The organism is Streptomyces sp. NPDC051211 (assembly GCF_040689505.1).
Lineage (GTDB): Bacteria > Actinomycetota > Actinomycetes > Streptomycetales > Streptomycetaceae > Streptomyces.
Map to the genome: position 1 here is coordinate 58006 of NZ_JBFBAV010000002.1, position 25246 is coordinate 83251.

Here is a 25246-nt window from a genome sequence, read left to right on the forward strand (position 1 = left end):
TCCCCCCAGGGGCGTTCGGAGGTTCACCCAGAGAGTCCCGGCGCGCCACCCGCTCCGCCACCCGGTCGCCTCATGACCGAACTGGCGTACGCCCCTGCTGCGTTGCACCAGGCCCGGCCGACGGACCCGGCCCTGGAGCCTTCCCGTGACCCGCCCCGGGACCCGCCCCGTGACCCGCCGACGCGCCCGCCGCGGGTGCCGTCCGTACGAGCACCAGCACCGCCAGCGCCCCCAGCAGCCCCAGCAGCCCCGACACCAGGAAGGCCGCCCGCAGCCCCGCCGCGAAGGCCGGTTCCACCAGGTGCCCCAGGCCCGCCCCGGCCAGCTCCCCGGCCCTCCCGGAGGCCAGCGCACGGGCCGTGGCGTCGGCATCCTCGGCACCCGCCCCGCTGAGCCCGCGCACCAGCCCGGCCTGGAAGGCCGCGCCCAGGACCGTGATCCCCAGGGCGTTGCCCAGCTGCCGTGCCGTGTTCAGTGCGCCGCCGGCCATGCCCGCCCGGGCCGGGGGCACCGCGGCCATCGCGGCGGCGGCCAGCGCGGGCGCGGCGAGCCCCGCGCCGAAACCGGCCACCACCAGTCCCGGCAGCAGCACCGGCCAGCCGTCCCCGGGGCCCGGCATCAGCGCCATCAGCAGCGCCCCGGCGCCGGTCAGCAGCAGCCCGCCGCCCACCGTCAGCCGGGGCGGCAGCCCGTGCAGCAGCCGGCCGCCGAACGCGGAGACGGCGAAGGCCGCGAGGCTCAGCGGTACCAGCACCAGCCCCGCCGCGACCGGGTCCATGCCCTCGGCCGACTGGAGCCAGAGGGAGATCTGCATCAGGGAGGAGAACGCCGCGACCGAGAGCAGCAGGGCGCCCGCCATGATCCCGGTGAAGGTGCGGTCGCGGAACAGCGACAGGTCCAGCATCGGGTGGGCACCGCGCAGTTCGGCCACCAGGAAGGCGGCGAGGGCGACGGCCGCCAGCCCGGCCGCGCCCAGGACGACGGGATCGGTCCAGCCGTGCTCGCCGGCCCGGATGAGCGCGTAGGTCAGGGCTCCGGCGCAGACGGTGAAGGCGGCCGTGCCGGGCAGGTCCAGGCCCTTGGCGCGGCCGTGCGGGTCGCGCGATTCGGCCACGGCGCGCCGGGTGGCGTACACGGCGAGCGCACAGACCGGCAGGTTGATGAAGAAGATCCAGCGCCAGCCCAGGTGTTCGGTCAGCACTCCTCCGATGACCGGACCGGCCGCGGCGGCCGCGCCGTTGACCGCACCCCACACACCGAACGCCACGCCCCGGTCCCGCCCCTGGTAGGAGGAGCTCAGCAGGGCCATGGTGGTGGCGAACATGGCCGCGCCGCCCGCGCCCTGCACCGCCCGGAAGGCGATCAGCTGCCCGGCGCCGGTGGCCAGTCCGCAGGCCAGCGAGGCGGCGGCGAACAGGCCCAGCCCGCCCAGGTACACCCGGCGCCGCCCGGCCCGGTCGGCCAGCGCGCCCGCTCCGAGCAGCAGGGCGGCCAGCGCCAGGGCGTAGACGTCCATGACCCACTGCAGCCCGGCGAAGGATCCGTCCAGGCCGGCGGCCATCTCGGGCAGGGCGACGGTGACGATGGTGACGTCCACCAGCAGCATGAACGCCCCGAGGCAGACCGCGGTCAGCGGCAGCCATTTGCGCATGGGAGGACTCCTTCGGAGGCTGCCCCCACTACCTCACCCGCGCATGGAGCCCCGCCGGATTCCGCCTCGGGAGGCGCCGTCCCGGCACCCCGAAAGGGGGTGCGGGCGGCCGGAGTACCGGCCGCCCGCACGCTCTTTTCCTGCATTCCGGCTCAGCGCAGCGGTACGCCGCCCCCCTCCGCCGAGCCGGCCGTCTCCGACGGGGCCGCGACCAGCCCGAGTTCGGCCGGGGTCGCCAGCAGCGGGTGCGCGGGCAGGATGCGCACGGTGTAGCCGAACGGCCCGGTGCGGTCGAGGGGCAGCGGGCCCTCGTACAGCAGGCGGCCCGCCAGGTCCGGCCCGCCGGCCGGCTTGAGCGGGAAGGTGCGGGCGTCCCCGATCACGTCCTGGGCGTCCACCCGGCCGGCGACGGCCTGGACCTCCACCTCGTCGGGTTTCAGGGCGTCCAGGCCGGCCTGCACCCGGACGGTGAGCGTGGCGCCCAGCTCGGCGGTGCCGTTGACCGGGGTGGTGGCCAGCGCCTCGACATGGCCGACGGACACCCTCGGCCACACCTCCCGCACCCGGGCCTTCCAGGCGGCGAGTTCCCGGGCCGCCTCCGGGGTGAGGGCCCGGTGCGCGAGGGCGGCGGGGGCGTACAGCCGCTCGACGTACTCCCGGACCATCCGCCCGGCCAGCACCTTCGGGCCGAGCGAGACCAGGGTCCGCCGGACCATCTCGATCCACCGCGAGGGCAGCCGGCCCGGCCCCGAGCGGTCGTAGAAGCGGGGGGCGACCCGCCGCTCGATCAGCTCGTAGAGGGCGACGGCCTCCAGGTCGTCGCGCCGGTCCTCGTCGGTGCCGTCCCCGTCGGCGGTCGGGATGGCCCAGCCGAAGTCGGGCTCGAACCACTCGTCCCACCACCCGTCCAGCACGGACAGGTTGAGGCAGCCGTTCAGCGCGGCCTTCATTCCGCTGGTGCCACAGGCCTCCAGCGGCCGCAGCGGGTTGTTCAGCCAGACGTCGCAGCCCGGGTACAGCTTCTGCGCCATGGCCATCCCGTAGTCGGGCAGGAACACGATCCGGTGCCGGACCCGGGGGTCGTCGGCGAACCGCACCAGTTCCTGCACGAGGCGCTTCCCGCCGTCGTCGGCCGGGTGGGCCTTTCCGGCCACCACGATCTGCACCGGCCGCTCGGGGTCGAGCAGCAGCCTGCGCAGCCGCTCCGGATCGCGCAGCATCAGGGTGAGCCGCTTGTACGAGGGCACCCGGCGGGCGAAGCCGATGGTGAGCACGTCCGGGTCGAGCACCGAGTCCACCCAGCCCAGCTCGGCGGCCCCGGCGCCGCGCTGCCGCCAGGAGGCCCGCAGCCGGTCGCGCACCTCCTGGACGAGCTGCTCGCGCAGCACCCGGCGCAGGTCCCAGATGTCCTGGTCGGGGATCTCGGCGACGGCGTCCCAGCGCTGGGATCCGCCGACGGACAGGGCGTCCTCGGTCCGGCCGGCCCCGATCTGCCGGGCTCCCAGCCGGATCACCTCGGGCGCCACCCAGGTCGGGGCGTGCACGCCGTTGGTGACGGAGGTGATGGGCACGTCCACGGGATCGAATCCCGGCCACAGGCCCGCGAACATCTCCCGGGACACGGCCCCGTGCAGGGTGGACACCCCGTTGGCCCGCTGGGCGAGCCGCAGCCCCATCACGGCCATGTTGAACACGCCGGGGTCGCCGCCGGGGTAGCTCTCGGCGCCCAGGCTCAGGATCCGGTCGACGGGGACGCCGGCGAGTTCGCCGCCCTCGCCGAAGTGCCGGGCCACGAGCGAGCGTTCGAACCGGTCGATCCCGGCGGGTACCGGCGTGTGGGTGGTGAACACGGTTCCGGCGCGGACCGCCTCCACGGCGGCGTCGAACTCGAGCTCCTGCTCCCCGGCCAGTTCCCTTATGCGTTCGAGTCCGAGGAACCCGGCATGTCCTTCGTTGGTGTGGAACACCTCGGGCGCGGGATGCCCGGAGATCCGGCAGTAGGTGCGGACCGCCCGCACCCCGCCGATCCCCAGCAGCATCTCCTGCAACAGGCGGTGGTCGCTGCCGCCGCCGTAGAGGCGGTCGGTCACCTCCCGCGCGCCGGCGTCGTTGTCCTCGACGTCGGAGTCGAGGAGGAGCAGCGGCACCCGGCCGACCCGCGCCTGCCAGATGTGCGCGTGCAAAGCACGCCCGCCGGGCAGGGTGAGGGTGACCCGGGCGGGGGCGCCGTCGCCGTCCCGGAGGAGGGCGACGGGAAGTTCGTTGGGATCGAGCACGGGGTAGTGCTCCTGCTGCCAGCCCTCGCGGGAGAGCGACTGCCGGAAGTAGCCGTGCCGGTAGAGCAGGCCGACCCCGATGAGCGGTACGCCGAGGTCGCTGGCGGCCTTCAAGTGGTCCCCGGCGAGGATGCCGAGGCCGCCGGAGTACTGCGGGAGCGCGGCGGTGATCCCGAACTCCGGCGAGAAGTAGGCGACGGCGGCGGGGAGCTCCCCGGCTGCCTGGGGCGGCTGGGTCTGGTACCACCTCTCGCCGGTGAGGTAGTCGTCGAGATCGGCGGACGCGGCGGCCAGGCGCCGCAGGAACCTCCGGTCCCGGGTCAGTTCTTGCAGTCGGTGGGCGGAAACGGTCCCGAGCAGCCGGACGGGATCCCCGCCGGCGGCCTGCCAGCCCTCGGGATCGACGCTCTGGAAGAGTTCTCGGGTCTCGGCATGCCACGACCAGCGCAGATTTCGCGCGAGCGAGGCGAGCGGCAGCAGGGATTCCGGCAGGACGGGGCGCACGGTGAATCGACGGATAGCCTTCACACGTTCCACCTTCGCAGGCGTTTGCGGATCGATGCGGACGCACCACGCTGTGCACCCGCTCATCACCCCGGGAAGGCTATCGCCGCCCCTTCGCTCCTGCCATGGCGCCTCGTGGCGTCACCCCCCGGTGCAAGGTCCGGCCGGCGACGGAGGGAACTCTTCCGAGTGGCGTGGGTCCGGGCCGACTTGACGAAGCCGAGGCGGATGTCGAGCCCTCCCGTGACCTTGCGCGTGCGGCTACATACGAGTAGTTAACCAACCGCGACGATTGCCCGGGGCGAGAGTGGGCAGGGCTCCCGGGGTACCGCGCACGGCGCACCCGCACCCCACCTCTCCCCGCCACCCGAGTGAACGCGGACAGGAGCGGCCATGCCCGCAGCCCAGCCGTCGACGGAGCGGCTAGAAACAGAGCGAACAGAGCGTGCACAACCTGCTGAGCCGCCGGCCGGACCGGCGGAGCTGTTGTCACCGAGCCCTGCGAACCTCCCCCAGGTGATCCCATCATGATCGGTCGCATTCCCGTGCTTGACGTCCGCCCTGCCGTCGATTGCGGTGCCAGAGCCGCCAAGGCGGTCGTGGACGAGGTATTCGAGATTTCCGCCACCGTGTTCCGCGAGGGGCACGAGGCCGTGGCCGCGCATGTGCTGCTGCGGGACCCCAAGGGGCGGCTGCGGGCGCCCGTCCCGATGGCCGAGCTGGCCCCCGGCACCGACCGGTGGGGGGCCCGGGTGTCCGCCGAGGCCGAGGGGAGGTGGACGTACACCGTCGAGGCGTGGAGCGATCCCGTCGCGACCTGGCGGGCACATGCGCAGATCAAGATTCCGGCCGGGATCGACACCGAGCTGATGCTGCTGGAGGGGGCCGAGCTGTACGAGCGGGCCGCCGCCCGGATCCCGAAGAAGGACGGCCGGGAAGCGGTCCTCGCGGCCGCCGACGTGATGCGCGCGGAAGGCGACCCCCTCAAGCGGCTGAAGGCGGCGCTGGACTCCCGGGTGGACGCGGCCTTCGCCCGCCGGCCCTACCGGGAGCTGGTGAGCGCCGCCAAGCCGGTGCCGCTGCTGGTGGAGCGGAAGCGGGCGCTGTTCGGCTCCTGGTACGAGATGTTCCCCCGGTCGGAGGGCGCGGTCGTCGAGGAGGGGAAGCCGCCGGTCAGCGGCACTTTCCGGACCGCCGCCGACCGGCTGCCGGCCATCGCCGCCATGGGCTTCGACGTGGTCTACCTGCCGCCGATCCACCCCATCGGGACCACCTTCCGCAAGGGGGCCAACAACTCCCTGTCGGCCGACCGTTGGGACCCGGGGGTGCCGTGGGCGATCGGGTCGCCGGAGGGCGGGCACGATGCCGTGCACCCGGATCTGGGCACCCTCGAGGACTTCGACGAGTTCGTCCGGCGGGCCCGCGAGCTGCGGCTGGAAGTGGCGCTCGACTTCGCCCTCCAGTGCTCCCCGGACCACCCGTGGGTGGAGAAGCACCCCGAGTGGTTCCGGCACCGGGCCGACGGGACCATCGCGTACGCCGAGAACCCGCCGAAGAAGTACCAGGACATCTTCCCCGTCCACTTCGACACCGACATGGCCGGGATCGTCGCGGAGACGGTCCGGGTGCTGCGCCACTGGATGGACCACGGGGTCCGGATCTTCCGGGTCGACAACCCGCACACCAAGCCGGTGGTGTTCTGGGAGAAGGTGATCGGGGAGATCGGGAAGACCGACCCCGACGTGATCTTCCTGGCGGAGGCGTTCACCCGGCCGGCCATGATGCGGGCCCTGGCCGCCGTGGGCTTCCAGCAGTCGTACACGTACTTCACCTGGCGGAACACCAAGGAGGAGCTCACCGAGTACCTGGAGGAGCTCTCCGGTGAGTCCGCCTCCTGCATGCGGCCCAACTTCTTCGTCAATACGCCGGACATCCTCCACGAGTACCTGCAGACCGGCGGCCGGCCCGCCTTCGAGGTGCGGGCCGTGCTGGCCGCCACCCTCTCGCCGACCTGGGGGGTGTACGCGGGCTACGAGCTGTGCGAGAACGTGCCGCTGCGGGAGGGCAGCGAGGAGTACCTCGACTCCGAGAAGTACCAGTTCAAGCCGCGGGACTGGGCGGCCGCCGAGCGGGAGGGCCGGACCATCGCCCCGCTGATCACCTCGCTGAACCGGATGCGCCGCCGCAACCCCGCCCTCCAGCAGCTGCGCGACATCCGTTTCCACACGACCGACAACGACCAGGTGATCGCCTATTCGAAGCACTCCGGCGCCAATTCCGTACTGGTGGTCGTCAACCTTGATCCGCACCACACCCAGGAGGCGACGGTCTCGTTGGACATGCCGGCACTCGGCCTCGACTGGCACGGGTCCCTCGCGGTGCGCGACGAGCTCACCGGCGAGACCTACCACTGGGGCAGGGCGAATTACGTGCGTCTGGAGCCGGGCCGAACGCCCGCGCATGTGCTGATCGCCCTGCGACCGTCCCCGCCCACCGGAGGGTCACCCACCACATGATGATCAACGATCCCGTCCACGACACCTTCGAGGACACCCCCGCCAAGGACCGCGATCCCGACTGGTTCAAGCGGGCGGTCTTCTACGAGGTCCTCGTCCGCTCCTTCCACGACAGCAACGGGGACGGGGTGGGTGACCTCAAGGGGCTCACCGCCAAACTGGACTACCTCCAGTGGCTCGGCGTCGACTGCCTCTGGCTGCCGCCGTTCTTCGCCTCACCCCTGCGGGACGGCGGCTACGACGTCTCCGACTACACGTCCGTGCTGCCCGAGTTCGGGGACCTCGCCGACTTCGTCGAGTTCGTGGACGCCGCGCACCAGCGCGGCATGCGGGTGATCATCGACTTCGTGATGAACCACACGAGCGACCAGCACGAGTGGTTCCAGCAGTCCCGCACCGACCCGGACGGGCCGTACGGCGACTACTACATGTGGGCCGACAACGACAAGCAGTACCAGGACGCCCGGATCATCTTCATCGACACCGAGACCTCCAACTGGACGTACGACCCGGTACGCAAGCAGTACTACTGGCACCGCTTCTTTTCGCACCAGCCGGATCTGAACTACGAGAACCCGGCGGTGGTCGAGGAGATCGTCTCGGCCCTCCGGTTCTGGCTGGACCTCGGCATCGACGGGTTCCGGCTGGACGCCGTCCCGTACCTGTACGCCGAGGAGGGCACCAACTGCGAGAACCTCCCGCGGACCCACCAACTCCTCAAGCGCGTACGGGCGGAGATCGACCAGCACTACCCGGACACCGTGCTGCTCGCCGAGGCCAACCAGTGGCCCGAGGACGTGGTCGACTACTTCGGGAACTACGCCAAGGGCGGGGACGAGTGCCACATGGCGTTCCACTTCCCCGTGATGCCGCGCATCTTCATGGCGGTGCGAAGAGAGAGCCGGTACCCGGTCTCCGAGATCCTCGCCAAAACGCCGGAGATCCCGGCGCGCTGCCAGTGGGGCATCTTCCTCCGCAACCACGACGAGCTGACCCTCGAGATGGTCACGGACGAAGAGCGCGACTACATGTACGCCGAGTACGCCAAGGACCCGCGGATGCGGGCCAACATCGGCATCCGGCGCCGGCTCGCCCCGCTGCTCGACAACGACCGGCACCAGATCGAGCTGTTCACCGCCCTGCTGCTGTCCCTGCCCGGCTCGCCGATCCTCTACTACGGCGACGAGATCGGCATGGGCGACAACATCTGGCTGGGCGACCGGGACGGCGTCCGCACCCCGATGCAGTGGACCCCGGACCGCAATGCCGGTTTTTCCTCGTGCGATCCGGGCAGGCTCAATCTGCCGGTCATCATGGACCCGGTCTACGGGTACCAGGTCACCAATGTCGAGGCCGCGATGTCCTCGCCGTCGTCGCTGCTGCACTGGACCAGGCGGCTGATCGAGGTCCGCAAGGCCAACCCGGCCTTCGGTCTCGGTTCGTACACCGAACTGCCGTCGTCCAACCCGGCGGTGCTCGCGTTCCTGCGCGAGTACGGCGACGACCTCGTGCTGTGCGTGCACAACTTTTCGCGCTTCGCGCAGCCGACCGAACTGGATCTGCGGTCCTTCAACGGGCGGGTCCCGGTGGAGCTCACGGGTGACGTGCGCTTCCCGCCGATCGGCGAGTGGCCGTACCTGCTGACGCTGGCGGGCCACGGCTTCTACTGGTTCCGGCTGCACGGCGAGTGACGGCCGGGCGGCACCGGCGCCCACCCGCACCGGTGCCGCCCGACCTCACCAAGTGCACGGCCGTCGACGGCGAATGGGTCAATCGCCGTCCCTGTACGGACCATCCTGACCCGACACTCGAACACCGCCGGACAGCAACTGCCGCGATCCGGGACAATCTGCGCATTCCATGACGGCCCGGGGAAAGGACGCGACGCCATGTCGGAGGCTGCATCCGCCCGGAGCCGCCGCCAGAGCGGCCACGGCCGCCTCGCGGCCGACCGGTTGGGCCCCCTGGAACCGATGCTCCGCGCCTGGCTGCCCCGGCAGCGCTGGTTCGCCGGCAAGGGCCGTGAGATCGGCCGGGTCCAGCTCGTGTCGGCGGCCGATCTGCTGCCGCCCCGGGTGGTGCCGGGGCTCCTGCACCTGCTGGTCGATGTGGACGGGGACTGCTACCAGCTGCTGCTGGGCGTCCGGCCGGCCCTGCCGCCGGCCCTGGGGCCCGCCCTGATCGGACGCGCCGAGGAGGGCCCGTACGCCGGCCAGTTCGTGTACGAGGGCCTCGGCGATCCGCGCCTGGCCTCGCTGCTGCTGGAACGGTTGCGCTCCCCCGGCACCCTCGGCCCGCTGCGCTTCGACCGGGACCGGACGGCCCTCATCCCGGCGGCCCTGGCCCCGCGCCCGATCTCCGGGGAACAGACCAACTCCTCGCTCATCTACGGCGATGCGTACATCCTGAAGGTGTTCAGACGGGTCGGCCCCGGGGTCAACCCGGACCTGGAGCTGCCCAGAGCCCTGGCCGCCGCGGGCTGCACCCGGGTGCCGGCGCCGGTCGCCTGGTACGAGGCGGAGCTGCCCGGCGCCGAACCGCTGACCCTGGGCGTGCTCCAGCCGTACCTGCGGGGCTCCGACGACGGCTGGCAGCTGGCGCTGCGCCGGCTGGGCTCCGGCGCCGACTTCACCCCCGAGGCCCACGCCCTGGGCCGGGCCACCGCCGAGGTGCACAGCGCCCTCGCGAACGCCCTGCCGACGGTGGCCCTGGACCCGGAGCGCACGGCCCGGCTGGCGGCCGGGATGACCGCCCGGCTGGCCGCGACGGTCCGCGAGGTGCCGGCCCTGATGCCGTACGAACCGGGGCTTCGGGCGGCGTTCGACGCGCTGGCCGCCTCCCGCGGGCTCGCCGTCCCCGCCCAGCGGATCCACGGCGATCTGCACCTGGGCCAGACCCTGCGGACCGCCGACGGCAGCTGGTCCCTGATCGACTTCGAGGGCGAACCCGCCCGGCCGCTGGCCGAGCGGCGCCGCCCCGAACCGGCCGTCCGCGACATCGCCGGCATGCTCCGCAGCTTCGACTACGCCGCCCGCTCCCACCAGCCGTTCGCCCCGGACTGGTCGGACGGCTGCCGGGCCGCCTTCTGTGAGGGCTACGCCCGCACCACCGGGCGCGACCCCCGCGAGGACCCGGTGCTGCTGCGCGCGTACGAGACCGACAAGGCGGTCTACGAGGCCCGCTACGAGTCCCGGCACCGCCCGGACTGGCTGCACGTCCCCATGGCGGCGATCCGCCGCCTCTCCGCCCGTGAGCGCCCACCCGCCAAGCGGGCGCCCGCACCTCCCCCCCACCCCCGCCCGCAGCCGCCAAGGAGGCCGCACACGTGAGCGCCGCCCGTCAGCCGTCGCCGCCGTCCCCGCCCGCCGTCGAACAGAGTCCCGTACGGAAGCCCCGTACCCCCCGCGCCCGGAAGGCGCCCGCCCCCGCGAAGAACGGGGTCCGGCCCGCGCCCGCACTCGGCGCGGACGAGCGGGCCCGGCTCCTGGAGGGGCGGCACCACGATCCGCATGCCGTGCTCGGTGCCCGGACCCTGCGGGGCGGGGTGGCGTTCCGGGCGCTGCGGCCGTACGCCGAGGCGGTGACCGTCATCGCCAAGGGGCTGAGGGCGGAGCTGCACGACGACGGGGACGGGCTGTTCTCCGGGCTGCTGCCGCTCACCGAAGTGCCGGACTACCGGCTGCTGGTGGCGTACGACGGCACCGAGATCGAGGTGCACGACCCCTACCGGTTCCTGCCGGCCCTCGGGGAGCTGGACCTGCACCTGATCGGCGAGGGCCGGCACGAGCAGCTGTGGACCGCGCTGGGCGCGGCGCCGATGGAGCACCAGGGGGTGGCGGGCACCCGGTTCACGGTGTGGGCGCCGAACGCGCAGGGGGTGCGGGTCACCGGCGACTTCTCCTGCTGGGACCCGGTCGGCCACCCGATGCGGTCGCTGGGCGGGAGCGGGGTGTGGGAGCTGTTCCTGCCCGGCATCGGAGCAGGCGCCCTGTACAAGTACGACATCGCCCGGCCCGACGGCAGCCACACGCTGCGGGCCGATCCGATGGCCCGGCAGGCCGAGGTCCCGCCGGCCACCGCCTCGGTGGTGACGGAGAGTTCGTACGTCTGGCAGGACGCGGAGTGGATGGCCAAGCGCGGGGACCTGCCGCCGCACCGGGCGCCGTTCTCGGTGTACGAGGTCCATCTCGCCTCCTGGCGGCCGGGCCTGACGTACCGGCAGCTCGCCGAGCAGCTGCCCGCCTACGTCAAGGAGCTGGGCTTCACGCACGTGGAGCTGATGCCGGTGGCCGAGCACCCCTTCGGGGGCTCCTGGGGCTACCAGGTGACCGGGTTCTACGCGCCGACCTCCCGGATGGGCAGCCCGGACGACTTCCGCTGCCTGGTGGACGCGCTGCACCGGGCGGGCATCGGCGTGATCGTCGACTGGGTGCCGGCCCACTTCCCGCGGGACGACTGGGCGCTGGCCGAGTTCGACGGGCGGCCGCTGTACGAGCACCACGACCCGCGGCGGGCCGCGCACCCGGACTGGGGGACGCTGGAGTTCGACTACGGGCGCAAGGAGGTCCGCAACTTCCTGGTGGCGAACGCCGTCTACTGGTGCGAGGAGTTCCATGTGGACGGCCTCCGGGTGGACGCGGTGGCCTCGATGCTCTACCTGGACTACTCGCGGAACGAGGGCGAGTGGTCGCCGAACGAGCACGGCGGCCGGGAGAACCTGGACGCGGTGGCCATGCTCCAGGAGATGAACGCGACCGTGTACCGGCGCTGCCCGGGCGTGGTGACGATCGCGGAGGAGTCCACCGCCTGGGACGGGGTGACCCGGCCCACCGACGGCGGGGGTCTGGGCTTCGGGCTCAAGTGGAACATGGGCTGGATGCACGACACGCTCCGCTACATGTCGAAGGAGCCGGTGCACCGCAAGTACCACCACCACGACATGACCTTCGGGATGGTCTACGCGTACAGCGAGAACTACGTGCTGCCGATCTCGCACGACGAGGTGGTGCACGGCAAGCGGGCGCTGGTGTCGAAGATCCCCGGGGACTGGTGGCAGCAGCGGGCCTCCCACCGGGCCTATCTGGGCTTCATGTGGGCTCATCCGGGCAAGCAACTGCTGTTCATGGGGCAGGAGTTCGCGCAGGGCGCGGAGTGGTCGGAGGCGCACGGCCCGGACTGGTGGCTGCTGGACTCCTCGTACTCGGCGGCCGGCGACCACCGCGGGGTGCGGGCCCTGGTCGGGGATCTGAACCGGGCCTATACGGACGCTCCGGCGCTGTGGGAGCGGGACAGCGTGCCGGAGGGGTTCGCGTGGGTGGAGGCGGACGCGGCGGAGGACAACGTCTTCGCCTTCCTGCGCTACGCGGCGGACGGCTCGCCGCTGCTGGCGGTCAGCAACTTCTCGCCGGTGGTGCGGCACGACTACCGGCTGGGGGTGCCGGGTGACGTGCCGGCGTGGCGGGAGGTGCTCAACACCGACCACGAGCGGTACGGCGGCAGCGGGGTGCACCACGCGAAGCCGCTGCGGCCGGAGCGGAAGCCGGCGCAGGGGCGGCCGGCCAGCCTGCGGCTGACGCTGCCGCCGCTGGCGACGCTCTGGCTGCGTCCCTGAGAACCCCTCCGCCTGTCCCCCGGGTGGAATTTCCCGGCGTGCGCTGATGCTGATCTTCCGCGTACGCCGGGTTCGACCGAGGGGACGGGAACATGCGCGAGGTCTGTGTCATCGGGGGGAGCCGCTACTTCGGGAAGCGGCTGATCGAGCGGCTGCTGGCCGCGGGTGACCGGGTGACGGTGGTCAACCGGGGTTCGGCCCGCCCGCCGGCCGGGGCGGTCCACGTGATCGCCGACCGCAACGACGAGGCCGCGCTGGCGGCGGCGCTCGGGGACCGGGTGTTCGACGTGGTGATCGACCAGGTCTGCTACACGCCGGTGCAGGCCGCCGTCGCCCGCCGGGTGTTCGCGGGGCGGACCGGGCGCTATGTGATGACCTCGACCATCGAGGTGTACGCGCACCTGGACGCGGACGGGCCGGTGCCGGAGGACGCCCTGGACCCGGTGTCCGTCCGGGTGGAGCCGGAACTGCCCTGGGACGAGGACGCGTTCCTCGACGCGCACTACGGCGAGGGCAAGCAGCAGGCGGAGGCGGTGTTCGCGGCCGGTACCGGTTCCGCGGGCGGGTTCCCGTACGTGTCGGTGCGGGTGGGCCATGTGCTGGGCGGCACGGACGACTTCACCGGGCGGCTGGCGCACTACGCGGAGCGGATCCGCGGCGGGGAGCCGGTGGCGGTGACCGTTCCCGACCACCCGTCGACGTACATCCACGTGGAGGAGATCGCGGACTTCCTGCTCTGGGCGGCCGGCGAGGCGTTCACCGGGCCGGTGAACGCCTGCTCGCACGGGCCGCTGACGACCGCCGACATCTGTGCGGCGGTCCAGGCCGTCACCGGCGGCGAGGTGGTGCTCCGGGCGGCCGGGGACGGGGAGCCGGCCTCGCCGTTCGCGTTCGGCACGGCGTACGGGATGTCGAACGCGCGGGCCGAGGAGCTGGGCTTCCGCTTCGGCCGGACCGCCGACTGGCTGCCGAAGGCGGTCGCGGAGACCCTTTCGGCCTGATCCGGCCACGACGCGGCGGGGCGGGGCGCGGCCGGGTGGGTCGGGGGCCCTCATCACCCCCGTATATGAGGGCCCCCGTACGGATCACGAGCGGGACGGACGTCGGGTTCAAGCCGAGACCGCGGGTGTGGTGCGCATCACGTGATACGTATCGCGTAGGGTGGCCGAAAAGGTGAGGGCTCCTCGCCTCCCCGGCGGGCCGGAAGTGGATCTTCCGACGATTCCGATTACCGGGCGGTCACGGGGAAAACGGACGAAAGCGCCGGGCACCGTAGGAGATTCCTACGAGTTGTGAGCTTGGTCGAACAACCTGTAGTCGCCAACCCCCGGCCACTTCTACCGTGTGCCTCGTGCACTCGAGCCCACCCTTCAACGCCCCCGCCGCCCGCCGCCTGCGCGTGGCCCTGGGGATGGAACCCGGCCACGTGGCCTACGGCCTCCGCGCCCAGTACGGCCTCCTCGTCGCGCCCGAGACCGTGGTGGCCTGGGAGATCGGCGAGTTGTCGCCGACCTCCGCCGAGCTGACGGCCCTCGCCGGGGTGCTGTGGTGTGCGCCCGGCGAACTGCTCGCGGAGCCGGTCACCCTGCGGGAGCACCGCATCGCCCGCGGGCTCGCCCCCGAGGAACTGGCCCGGCGGCTCGGACTGGAGCCGAACTCCTACCAGAAGATGGAGGACTCGGGCCGGTGGAAGGGCAACGAGCGGCAGTCCGCCGCCCTGGCCACCGTGCTCGGTCTGACACTGCCCCAGTTCGTGACGGCGACCGGCAAGGAGGGGGAACTCGCCGATCTGCTGCGCAGCGCGGTCACCACCCGCTGGCAGGCGTACCTCAAACCGCTGTCCAAGCTGCTTCCGGTGCCGAAGGAGCACCTGGAGGGGGTCCTCGAAAGGCTGCACGGGGAGTACCAGTCGCGGATGGTGGCCACCCTCAGCTGGGGCGGCGGCCAGGGCGAGGCCGGCAGCGGGGACGCGGGCCGGGAGTTCCTCGCGGAGATCGTGGACCGCTTCTGGGCGGTGGCCCGGGGCGCGGGATAGGACACACACCCGGGCGGCCGGCCCCGCCGCCGGGCCAAGGCCACACCCGGGCGGCCGGGCCACAGCCTGGCCGGGCCGGACCGCCGCCTGGCCGGGCCGCCGCCTGGCCGGGCCGCCGCCTGGCCGGGCCACAGCCTGGCCGGACCGCTGCCTGGCCGGGCCGCCGCCTGGCCGGGCCGCCGCCTGGCCGGGCCGCGTCGGTCAGAAGACCGACTCGGCCTCGTACATCCGGTCCTCCGGGACGGTCTTCAGCGCGGTGACCGCGTGGGCCAGCGGGGCCATCACGATGTCGGTGCCGCGCAGGGCGGTCATGTTGCCGAAGTCGCCGCGGTGCACGGCCTCGACGGCGTGCCAGCCGAACCGGGTGGCGAGCACCCGGTCGTAGGCGGTGGGCACACCGCCGCGCTGCACGTGGCCGAGGATGACCGGGCGGGCCTCCTTGCCGAGCCGGTGCTCCAGCTCGACGGCGAGCCGGTTGCCGATGCCGGCGAAGCGCTCGTGGCCGTACTGGTCGATGGCGCCCTTCTCGTACGGCATGGAGCCCTCGGCCGGGTGGGCTCCCTCGGCGACGCAGATGACGGCGAACTTCTTGCCGCGGGCGAAGCGCTCCTCGACCATCTTGACCAGGTCGTCGACCTCGAACTGCCGCTCGGGGAGGCAGATGCCGTGGGCGCCGCCGGCCATGCCGGACTCCAGGGCGATCCAGCCGGCGTGCCGGCCCATGACCTCGACGACCATCACGCGCTGGTGGGACTCGGCGGTGGTCTTGAGCCGGTCGATGGCCTCGGTGGCCACCATGACGGCGGTGTCGAAGCCGAAGGTGCGGTCCGTGGAGGAGATGTCGTTGTCGATGGTCTTCGGTACGCCGACCACCGGCATGCCGGCGTCGGACAGCATCCGGGCGGCCGTCAGGGTGCCCTCGCCGCCGATCGGGATGAGGGCGTCCAGGCTGTACCGCTTGGCCAGCTCCTGCGCGTTCTCGGCGGCTTCGCTCAGCCGGGCGCGCTCCATGCGGGCCGAGCCCAGAATCGTTCCGCCACGGGCCAGGATGCCGCTGACCGCATTGATGTCGAGGGGCCGGTAGTGGCCGTCGAGGAGGCCCTTGAAACCGTCCTCGAAGCCGATGACTTCGTCACCGTGCCCGACCAGGGCGCGGTGCACAACCGAACGGATGACGGCGTTCAGGCCCGGGCAGTCGCCGCCTGCGGTGAGAACTCCGATACGCATCGTGTTGTGTCTCCTGCTCCTGGTCGTACCAGGCCGTACGCGTGCGGGCGTAGGGCCGTACCGGTGAAGGCCGTATATACGCAGCCTGTCCGATTGTTCCACGCGGCCCGGGGGAGGCGCGCTCCGTACTGCTCCTCCTGCAGGGCCTTTGGACCCTCGCTCGAAGGTCCTTCTTCCGGCAAGCGCCCTACCCACCGCCGGAGGTATTGTCAATAGGTCAAGACCACCCTAACGGGGATATTCGAGTCGCAAGCATGGACGGAGGGCACGCGTGACGCGCAGCGTGTACGTGACCGGCATCGACCGGGGGGACGGCCGGCAGGTCGTCGAGCTGGGAATCATGGAGCTGCTGACCCGCCAGACCGGCCGGGTCGGCGTCTACCGGCCCCTGCTGCACGACGGGCCCGATCGTCTGTTCGACCTGCTGAAGGCCCGGTACCGGCTGGACCAGGACCCCTCGACCGCGTTCGGCATGGAGTACCGCGAGGCCTCGGCCATCCTGGCCGAGAAGGGCACCGACGAGCTGGTCTCCCAGCTGGTCGACCGCTACCACCGGGCCGCCCGCGAGTACGAGGTCATGCTGGTCCTCGGCACCGACTACGCCGCCACCAGCCTCCCCGACGAGCTGGCGCTCAACGCCCGCCTGGCCAACGAGCTGGGCGCCGTGGTCATCCCGGTGGTCGGCGGCACCAAGCAGACCGCCGAGTCGGTGCGCGCCGAGTCCCGCAACGCCTACCGCGCCTACGAGAGCCTGGGCTGCCAGGTGGTCGCCATGGTGGTGAACCGGGTGGCCGCGGAGGACCGCGAGCCGATAGCCGAGCGGCTGGCCGCCCGCCTTCCGGTGCCCTGCTACGTACTGCCCGACGACAAGTCCCTGTCCGCCCCGACCGTCGCCCAGATCACCCGGGCGCTGGACGGCGAGGTGCTGCTCGGCGACGAGGCGGGTCTCGCCCGGGACGCCCTGGACTTCGTCTTCGGCGGCGCCCACCTGCCGAACTTCCTGGGCGCCCTGACCCCGGGGTGCCTGGTGGTCACCCCCGGCGACCGGTCCGACCTGGTGGTCGGCGCGCTGGCCGCGCACACCTCCGGCACCCCGCCGATCGCCGGTGTGCTGCTGACCCTCAACGAGCGGCCCAGCCAGGACATCCTGACCCTGGCCTCCAAGCTGGCACCGGGCACCCCGGTGGTCTCGGTGGCCGGCAACAGCTTCCCGACCGCCGCCGAACTGTTCTCGCTGCAGAGCCGGTTGAACTCCGCCACCCCGCGCAAGCTGGAGACCGCGCTCGGTCTCTTCGAGCGGCACGTGAACACCGGCGAGCTGCGCGACCTGCTCTCGGTGGCCCGGTCCGAGCGGGTCACTCCGATGATGTTCGAGCACGAGCTGCTGGAGCGGGCCCGTTCCGAACGGCGCCGGGTGGTGCTGCCCGAGGGCACCGAGGACCGGGTGCTGCGCGCCGCGGACGTGGTGCTGCGCCGCGGGGTCTGCGACCTGACCCTGCTCGGCGAGACCCAGGCGGTCCTGAAGAAGGCCGCGGACCTCGGCATCGACATCAGCGGCGCGGACATCATCGACCCGGCGACCTCCCCCCTGCGGGAACGATTCGCCGAGTTCTACGCCAAGGCCCGCGCCCACAAGGGCATGACCGTCGAGCTGGCCAACGACGTGGTCACCGACGTCAATTACTTCGGCACCCTGATGGTCCAGGAGGGCCTGGCCGACGGCATGGTCTCCGGCTCCGTGCACTCCACCGCCGCCACCATCCGGCCGGCCTTCGAGATCATCAAGACGAAGCCGGAGGCCTCCATCGTCTCCTCGGTCTTCTTCATGTGCCTGGCCGACAAGGTCCTCGTCTACGGCGACTGCGCCGTCAACCCGGACCCCAACGCCGAGCAGCTCGCCGACATCGCCGTCCAGTCCGCCGCCACCGCGGCCGCGTTCGGCGTCGAGCCGCGGATCGCGATGCTCTCGTACTCCACCGGCACCTCCGGCTCCGGCGCGGACGTGGACAAGGTCCGCAAGGCCACCGAGATCGTCCGCGAGCGGCACCCCGGGCTGCTGATCGAGGGCCCGATCCAGTACGACGCGGCCGTGGACACCGATGTGGCCGCGACCAAGCTGCCCGACTCCGAGGTCGCCGGCCGGGCGACCGTACTGATCTTCCCGGACCTGAACACCGGCAACAACACGTACAAGGCCGTCCAGCGCTCCGCCGGCGCCGTGGCGGTCGGCCCGGTCCTGCAGGGTCTGCGCAAGCCGGTCAACGACCTGTCGCGCGGCGCGCTGGTGCAGGACATCGTCACCACGGTGGCGATCACCGCGATCCAGGCCCAGTCCCGGGCGACGCAGTAACCCCCACCGAAGGAAAGACGTTTCAAGTGACCGCTTCGCGCGTACTCGTCCTCAACTCCGGCTCCTCGTCGGTCAAGTACCAGCTGCTCGACATGGCGGACCGGTCCCGCCTGGCCGTCGGCCTGGTGGAGCGCATCGGCGAGGAGACATCCCGGATTGTGCACGAGCCGCTGACCGGACCGACCCCCGGCAGGCGCGAGCAGCTGGGCCCGATCGCGGACCACGAGGCCGCGCTCAACGCGGTGGCGGCGGAACTGGCCGCCGACGGGATGGGCCTGGACTCCCCCGAGCTCGCGGCCGTCGGCCACCGGGTGGTGCACGGCGGCACCAAGTTCACCCGGCCGACCGTGATCGACGACGAGGTGCTCGCGGAGATACGGAACCTGGTGCCGCTGGCCCCGCTGCACAACCCGGCCAATGTGACCGGCATCGAGGTGGCCCGGGCGCTGCGCCCGGACATCCCGCAGGTCGCGGTCTTCGACACGGCCTTCCACGCGACGATGCCCGAGTACGCGGCCCGGTACGCGATCGACGCGGCCACCGCGGACAAGTATTCGATCCGCCGGTACGGCTTCCACGGCACCTCGCACGCGTACGTGTCGCGGGCGGCGGCGGCGCTCCTGGGCAAGGCCCCGGAGGAGGTCAACGTGATCGTGCTGCACCTGGGCAACGGCGCTTCGGCCTCGGCGGTCCGGGGCGGGGTGTGCGTGGACACCTCGATGGGCCTGACCCCGTTGGAGGGCCTGGTCATGGGGACCCGCTCGGGCGATCTGGACCCGGCGGTGATCTTCCACCTGGCCCGGGTCGGCGGCCTGTCGGTGGACGAGATCGACTCGCTGCTGAACAAGAAGAGCGGTCTGCTGGGCCTGTGCGGAGACAACGACATGCGGGAGGTGCTGCGGCGCGCGGGCGGGGGCGACGAGGCGGCGCGGACCGCCTTCGCCACTTACATCCACCGGCTGAAGAAGTACATCGGCGCCTACTCCGCGGTGCTCGGCCGGGTGGATGCGGTGGTCTTCACGGCCGGGGTCGGCGAGAACTCGACCGAGGTGCGGGAAGCTGCGGTGGACGGCCTGGCCGAACTGGGCCTCGCCCTGGACCTGCAGGCGAATGCGGTGCGCTCCTCGGAGCCGCGGCTGGTGTCGGCGGAGTACTCGCGGGTGGCCGTCGCCGTGGTCCCGACCGATGAGGAGCTGGAGATCGCCGAGCAGAGCTACCGCCTTGTTACCGGGTAGTCACTTGGACTTTCCACCAGACGGAATATTCCGCTACGAAACAAACCGGATAGGATCCGCTTCATGCGCCGTTCCAAAATCGTCTGCACGCTGGGCCCCGCCGTCGACTCGTATGAGCAGCTGAAAGCGCTCATCGAGGCAGGTATGAACGTGGCCCGATTCAACTTCAGCCACGGATCCCAGGCAGAACACCAGGAGCGGTACGACCGCGTCCGGAAGGCCTCCGAGGACACCGGGCGAGCGGTCGGCGTCCTCGCCGACCTCCAGGGACCCAAGATCCGTCTGGAAACCTTCGCCGAGGGGCCGGTCGAGCTGGTGCGCGGTGACGAGTTCACCATCACCATCGAGGACGTCCCCGGGGACAAGTCCATCTGCGGCACCACCTACAAGGGTCTGCCGGGCGACGTGTCCAAGGGCGACCAGGTCCTGATCAACGACGGCAACGTCGAGCTCCAGGTGACCGCGGTCGAGGGCCCCCGGGTCAAGACCATCGTCATCGAGGGCGGGGTCATCTCCGACCACAAGGGCATCAACCTGCCGGGTGCCGCCGTCAACGTGCCCGCCCTGTCCGAGAAGGACAAGGAAGACCTCCGCTTCGCCCTCCGGATGGGCTGCGACATGGTCGCCCTGTCCTTCGTCCGCGACGCCAACGACGTCAAGGACGTCCACAAGGTCATGGACGAGGAGGGCCGCCGGGTCCCCGTCATCGCCAAGGTGGAGAAGCCGCAGGCGGTCGAGAACATGGAGGCCGTGGTCGCCGCCTTCGACGCGGTCATGGTGGCCCGCGGCGACCTGGCCGTCGAGTACCCGCTCGAGAAGGTCCCGATGGTCCAGAAGCGGCTCATCGAGATGTGCCGCCGCAACGCCAAGCCGGTGATCGTCGCGACCCAGATGATGGAGTCGATGATCACCAACTCCCGCCCGACCCGCGCCGAGGCCTCCGACGTGGCCAACGCCATCCTGGACGGCGCGGACGCGGTCATGCTGTCCGCCGAGTCCTCGGTCGGCGCCTACCCGATCGAGACCGTCAAGACGATGTCGAAGATCGTCGCGGCGGCCGAGCAGGAGCTGCTCTCCAAGGGCCTCCAGCCGCTGGTCCCGGGCAAGAAGCCGCGCACCCAGGGCGGCTCCGTCGCCCGCGCGGCCTGCGAGATCGCGGACTTCCTGGACGGCAAGGCGCTGGTCGCCTTCACCCAGTCCGGCGACACCGCCCGCCGGCTGGCCCGCTACCGCGCGGCCCAGCCGATCCTGGCCTTCACCACGGACCCGCACACCCGCAACCAGCTCTCGCTGAGCTGGGGCGTCGAGTCGTACGTCGTCCCGTACGTGGACAACACCGACGCGATGGTCGACCTGGTCGACGCCGAGCTGCTCAAGCTCAAGCGCTACAACCAGGGCGACACCATGATCATCACGGCCGGCTCGCCCCCCGGCGTCCCCGGCACCACCAACATGGTCCGCGTCCACCACCTGGGCGGCGCCGCCCGCGGCTGACCTTCGCCGCACTGCGCCCGTAGCACCCCGCAACACCCGCACAGACGGCCGTGGCCCGGACCCCATCGGGGGGTCCGGGCCACGGCCGCAGGCGTCACTACTTCGCGGGACCGATGTAGTTCTTCAGGCCCGGGACCGTCAGGGTGCCGCCGAACTGGCCGGCCTGGACGACCTTCGCGTCGGCGAAGACCGCCAGGGGAACGTCGAGCGGGGGCGGGGTCTCGGGGGTGAACTCGACCGGGATGGCCCAGAAGAGCCTGCCCTTGATGCTCTCGGTGTACATCGTCACCGTGCCGCCCCGGATCTCCGAGGTGGAGCCCGGCTTGGACTTGAGGTGAGCGATGTTTCCGGTCTTGCCCACGGTCTGATACAGGTCCTTGATGTCCACGGATGAGGCGGTGAACTTCAGCACCTTCTTGATCTTGCCGCTGGCCGTCTTCACCTCGACGATGCCGTGGTACTTCAGGCCGTAGAGGGTCAGCAGGGAGCTGTCGAGGTACCAGGGCTCGTCCGGCAGGAGCGGGATGCCCGGCTCCAGCTTCGCGTCGGCCAGCGCCTTGGCGTCGTGCGTCGGACACGGGAACGGCTGCTTGCCGTCCGGGTCCTTCGTCGCCTCGGCCTTGTCGTCCTTGTCGTCCTTGTCGCCGGACTTGTCGGCCTTGCCGGGCTTCCTGCCCGTCTCGTCCTTCGGGGCGGTCGCGGTGTCCTTGACCTCCTGGGACAGTTCGGACACCGATACGCCCGCCTTCTTGGCGGCGTCCCGGATCTCCTGCTCCTTCGGGTCCACGGCCTTCGAAGTGGGGGTGGCGGTGGAGGGGGCGGAGGGGGTGGGGGCAGGGGCCGGGGTGGTGGCCGGCTTGCCGTCCTGGCCGGTGAGGCCGTCGAAGAATCCCTTGACCGTGTCGCCGACACCCAGCGGGTCCAGCGGGTTCACGGTCTTCGTCGGAGTAGGAGTAGGAGTGGAAGTCGTGGCCGGCGTCGCGACTGCCGCCTCCGGCTTGGCGGCGGACGAAGCCGAAGCCGACGCGGATGCGGACGGCTTGGCCGAGGGGCTCTTCGAAGCACCCGGGCTCGGGGTCGCGCCGGGCGACGTACGCGGCGAAGGCTTCTTCGACGGGGACTTCGACGCGGACGGCGACGGGGACTTGCTCTTCTCGTCGGCCGGCTCGTCGGAGCGCGTCACGCACGGGCCGGGCGCGAAGGGATTGTCCTTCTCGTCCGCCAGCGCGAGCTTGGGAGCCATTCCCATGCCGACGAACACCGCCGTGGGCATCGCGGCCAGCGCCATGGTCTTGCCGACGGGTATCTGGAGCTTCGTCAGCAGCGACTTCCTGGGCGCCGCGTGCCGCGGGCCCTTTCTCTCACGGGACTCTGCGTCAGGGGCCGCGGCCCGCTGCGTCTCGTCACCCCGCACTGTTCCTCCCGCCATCGGCGTGGGCAGTCGTCTCGGTCGCGTAGTACATGTCCGTCTCGCGGGGGCCCGGGACGGCTGCGGCCACCGGTTCGGGCGCCGCTGCGGCCGCCGCCTCAGCGGGTTCTCCCGGCACCCACGACAGCGCGAGGCAGCCACCCACCAGCGCACACAGGAAGCCCATGAAGAAGCCGCCGAGGTTGGACACCGGCAGGGACACCAGGCCCAGCAGGAGGGTGGCGACACCCGCGAAGATCCGGATGCCCTGCTGGAACCACAGGGCCAGGCCCAGGGTGATCAGCAGGACGCCGATGATGAGCGCGCCGGCACCGCCGGTGGTCGCCATGGCGATGGTGATATTGCCCAGCCGGACGTCTGCGTACGGGAAGTACGCGATGGGGACGCCGCCCAGCAGAGTGAACAGCCCGGCCCAGAACGGCCGCTTGCCGCTCCAGGAGTGGAAGCGGTAGTACACCACGGTGAGCCAGTGGTCGTCTGCGGGGTTCATGGACAACAGCTCCCTGGAAAACGGTGGTACGGAGAACTAGGTGGAGCCCGGACGGGCGGTCGGGGACGGCCGCAGCCGCAGCCGCCGTCCACCCGTCCGGTCAAGCACCGGGACGGACTACTTCTCGTCCTGGTAGCACGGCTGGTCGCCGCTGAGCAGGCGGAGCTTGAGGTCGGGCAGGGTGAAGGTACCCGCCGTCGTCGCCCACGCCTTCTGCCGCACGTTCGTCAGCGTCGCCGTCTTGGCGCGCTGCGAGAACGCGAACGGGCTGGACACGGTGCCGGGCTGCGCCTTGGTGGTGTGCGACTTGTCGCCCACCGCGACACCGATGTCGAGCTGCTCGAACTTGGCGTCCGCGTCGAGCTCCGCGACATCCAGGTAGATGTTGTCCGCGACCGCCGGACGGCCCTTGTGGCCCGTCTGCAGCTTCAGGGTGATGTTGCCAATGCCGGGCACCGGGGTGACCAGCGACTGGCACATGTTGGTGATGGTGGCCTTCTTGAACCCGGAGATGGTGACCGGGTGAGCCTGGGGCTTGCCGTGGAGGTCGTGCCCCTTGGCGATGCCGCCGTACTGGATCAGGTCCTCACCGACGAGCTCGTCGGCGCGCACCTTGAAGTCCTGGCCCGACACGCTGAAGGACGCCGCGAGGGCACCCTGCGCCAGACCCACACCGACCGCGGCGGTGGCCGCGATGCTCGGCACCATGACGAGCGCGAAGCGCTTCCATCTGGTCCCGCCACGAACCTGGGAATTCATGTTGTTCCTCCTTCTCGGACGTACATCTCCGGTCGGGGCCCTGCCCGTCCTGGGATGGGAGAAGTGCTACGTCCTCGGGAAGGAGCGCAGGAGTCCGTGGCGCGGATCCGCGTCAGGTACACCGGCGATCACCCCCGAGCGACAACCACTGGGCCACGCGTCCGCGCAACCTGGAGGACAGGCCCTGCCGGTGTGGCAGAGACCCCCCTGTCCCTGGGCCGGTGCCACTGCCACCGGTCCACTCGGTGGGGACCCATCACCGCACTCCGGGTGAGCGGCTCTGCGGGATGGACCGAGCGTGGCCGATCGTGGTCCATTCCACGCTGCCGCACAAGGGGGGTCGTTACTGGCGGGTAACGGCTGGATAACCGGGGTGCGACCCGTCGCCGTCGGGTGGCCACAGAGGGTGTCACCCCCGGCCACGACAGAACCCCTGAATCCATCCGCAAGCGGACAGATCCAGGGGTTCGATTTACTGCGAGTAACAGCCCGCTCGATTACCAAGTTTTGGCAAAGCGGGATCGTTGTTGAGCTGTGTGTCAATAAATCGCCGGTGCGCTCAGGCGGCGCTCCAGCCGTCTTGCGGGGCTCAGAAGAGCACCCGGGCAAGGGCGGTACGGGCCGCCGTCACGCGCGGATCGTCGGCGCCGATGACCTCGAACAGCTCCAGCAGCCGCACCCGCACCGCGTCCCGGTCCTCGCCGGCCGTCACGCGCACGGTGTCGACCAGCCGCCCGAAGGCGTCCTCGACGTGCCCGCCGACCAGGTCCAGGTCCGCCGCCGCGATCTGCGCCGCCGGGTCCTTCGGGTCCGCGGCGGCCGCCGCCCGCACTTCCTGCGGGTTCATGCCCTGGACCCGCGCCAGGAGTTCGGCCTGCGCGAGACCCAGCCGGGCCTCCGGGTGGGCCGGGTCGTCGGCCAGTACGTTCTTGTACGCCTGCACGGCACCGCCCAGATCGCCGGCGTCCAGCGCGGCCATGGCCGCTTCCAGCAGCGCGTCGTACGGGCCGGCCGGCGCGGCGGCGGGCGCGCCGGCAGCCGGGCCGCCCGCCGCGCCCTCTGCGTGTGCCCCGGCGGCGGACGCGTCCACCGCGATCCCGGTGAGCCCGAAGCGCTCCTCGGCGACCTGGATCAGCTGCGCGAGGGTCTCGCGGATCTGCTGCTCGGGGGCCGCCCCCTGGAACAGCGGCAGCGCCTGGCCGGCGACGACCGCGAACACGGCCGGGATGCCCTGGATGCCGAACTGCTGCATCAGCATCTGGTTGGCGTCGACGTCCACCTTGGCGAGCACGAACCGGCCGTTGGCCTCCACGGCCAGCCGCTCCAGGAGCGGGCCGAGCTGCTTGCAGGGCTCGCACCACTCGGCCCAGAAGTCGATGACGACCGGGACCTCGGTGGAGCGCTGGATCACATCGCGTTCAAAACCGGCCTCGTCGACGTCGATGACGAGGGCGGACGGCGGCACCGCCGTGGAGCCGCCCTGCCGGGCCGACTCCGCGCGCGCCTGCTCGGCCTTCGCCTTGGCCTCGCCGGCCGCCTTCACCGCGGCGAGGTCGACGACGCCGCTCATGGACATGTTTCTGGGCTGCATGCGTACATCCTCCCCCGTATGCGCGCGCCGACGAAAAGGATCGACGGAATTCAGATCAGAGTGGCGCCGGGTCCCCAC

General features: G+C 71.6%; 16 protein-coding genes. 9 read left to right on the plus strand and 7 right to left on the minus strand.

The window, feature by feature from the left end:
• Positions 1-70: 70 nt before the first annotated feature.
• Entirely contained in the window at positions 71-1651 is a 1581-nt protein-coding gene (locus tag AB0447_RS03255) for an MFS transporter (protein WP_366474726.1), read from the minus strand.
• Between the two features lie 152 nt (positions 1652-1803).
• On the minus strand, positions 1804-4455 hold the full coding sequence (gene glgP / locus AB0447_RS03260; RefSeq protein WP_366474727.1) for an alpha-glucan family phosphorylase: 2652 nt from the start codon (positions 4453-4455) through the stop codon (positions 1804-1806).
• A 503-nt stretch (positions 4456-4958) separates the two neighbouring features.
• Between glgP and AB0447_RS03265 the strand changes: the two genes are divergently transcribed.
• From AB0447_RS03265 to AB0447_RS03290, 6 genes are all read left to right on the plus strand, one after another.
• Entirely contained in the window at positions 4959-6947 is a 1989-nt protein-coding gene (locus tag AB0447_RS03265; protein WP_366474728.1) for an alpha-1,4-glucan--maltose-1-phosphate maltosyltransferase, read from the plus strand.
• Positions 6944-8638 (plus strand): maltose alpha-D-glucosyltransferase, encoded by a 1695-nt coding sequence (gene treS / locus AB0447_RS03270; RefSeq protein WP_366474729.1) that lies wholly within the window; start codon positions 6944-6946, stop codon positions 8636-8638. The genes AB0447_RS03265 and treS overlap by 4 nt, the downstream gene beginning before the upstream one ends.
• A 198-nt stretch (positions 8639-8836) precedes the next feature.
• Positions 8837-10276 carry a phosphotransferase gene (locus AB0447_RS03275; protein ID WP_366474730.1) on the plus strand — a complete coding sequence of 480 codons (1440 nt, stop codon included), beginning with the start codon at positions 8837-8839 and terminating at the stop codon, positions 10274-10276.
• Positions 10273-12558 (plus strand): 1,4-alpha-glucan branching enzyme, encoded by a 2286-nt coding sequence (gene glgB, locus AB0447_RS03280; RefSeq protein ID WP_366474731.1) that lies wholly within the window; start codon positions 10273-10275, stop codon positions 12556-12558. The genes AB0447_RS03275 and glgB overlap by 4 nt, the downstream gene beginning before the upstream one ends.
• A gap of 92 nt (positions 12559-12650) precedes the next feature.
• Positions 12651-13559, plus strand: coding sequence for an NAD-dependent epimerase/dehydratase family protein (locus AB0447_RS03285; RefSeq protein WP_366474732.1), 909 nt, complete (start codon positions 12651-12653; stop codon positions 13557-13559).
• A 410-nt stretch (positions 13560-13969) separates the two neighbouring features.
• Positions 13970-14593 carry a helix-turn-helix transcriptional regulator gene (locus AB0447_RS03290; RefSeq protein WP_366475081.1) on the plus strand — a complete coding sequence of 208 codons (624 nt, stop codon included), beginning with the start codon at positions 13970-13972 and terminating at the stop codon, positions 14591-14593.
• Positions 14594-14794: 201 nt separating this feature from the next.
• On the opposite strand, the gene AB0447_RS03295 is transcribed toward AB0447_RS03290, so the two are convergent.
• Positions 14795-15820: an ATP-dependent 6-phosphofructokinase gene (locus AB0447_RS03295; RefSeq protein WP_366474733.1), complete on the minus strand. Its 1026-nt coding sequence runs from the start codon at positions 15818-15820 to the stop codon at positions 14795-14797.
• Positions 15821-16091: 271 nt separating this feature from the next.
• On the opposite strand from AB0447_RS03295, the gene pta reads away from it, so the two are divergent.
• From pta to pyk, 3 genes are all read left to right on the plus strand, one after another.
• Entirely contained in the window at positions 16092-18170 is a 2079-nt protein-coding gene (gene pta / locus AB0447_RS03300; protein WP_366474734.1) for a phosphate acetyltransferase, read from the plus strand.
• A 26-nt stretch (positions 18171-18196) separates the two neighbouring features.
• On the plus strand, positions 18197-19405 hold the full coding sequence (locus AB0447_RS03305) for an acetate kinase (RefSeq protein ID WP_366474735.1): 1209 nt from the start codon (positions 18197-18199) through the stop codon (positions 19403-19405).
• A 63-nt stretch (positions 19406-19468) separates the two neighbouring features.
• A complete protein-coding gene (pyk, locus tag AB0447_RS03310; protein WP_366474736.1) occupies positions 19469-20899 on the plus strand; it encodes a pyruvate kinase in 1431 nt (476 codons plus the stop codon).
• 97 nt (positions 20900-20996) lie between these two features.
• Here pyk and AB0447_RS03315 read toward each other — a convergent pair whose 3' ends face one another.
• From AB0447_RS03315 to AB0447_RS03330, 4 genes are all read right to left on the minus strand, one after another.
• Positions 20997-22313 carry a hypothetical protein gene (locus tag AB0447_RS03315; RefSeq protein ID WP_366474737.1) on the minus strand — a complete coding sequence of 439 codons (1317 nt, stop codon included), beginning with the start codon at positions 22311-22313 and terminating at the stop codon, positions 20997-20999.
• Entirely contained in the window at positions 22303-22818 is a 516-nt protein-coding gene (locus tag AB0447_RS03320) for a DUF6114 domain-containing protein (RefSeq protein WP_366474738.1), read from the minus strand. The genes AB0447_RS03315 and AB0447_RS03320 overlap by 11 nt, the downstream gene beginning before the upstream one ends.
• A 117-nt stretch (positions 22819-22935) precedes the next feature.
• Positions 22936-23577 (minus strand): DUF6230 family protein, encoded by a 642-nt coding sequence (locus tag AB0447_RS03325; protein ID WP_366474739.1) that lies wholly within the window; start codon positions 23575-23577, stop codon positions 22936-22938.
• A gap of 589 nt (positions 23578-24166) precedes the next feature.
• Positions 24167-25168 carry a tetratricopeptide repeat protein gene (locus AB0447_RS03330; RefSeq protein ID WP_366474740.1) on the minus strand — a complete coding sequence of 334 codons (1002 nt, stop codon included), beginning with the start codon at positions 25166-25168 and terminating at the stop codon, positions 24167-24169.
• Positions 25169-25246: the final 78 nt, after the last annotated feature.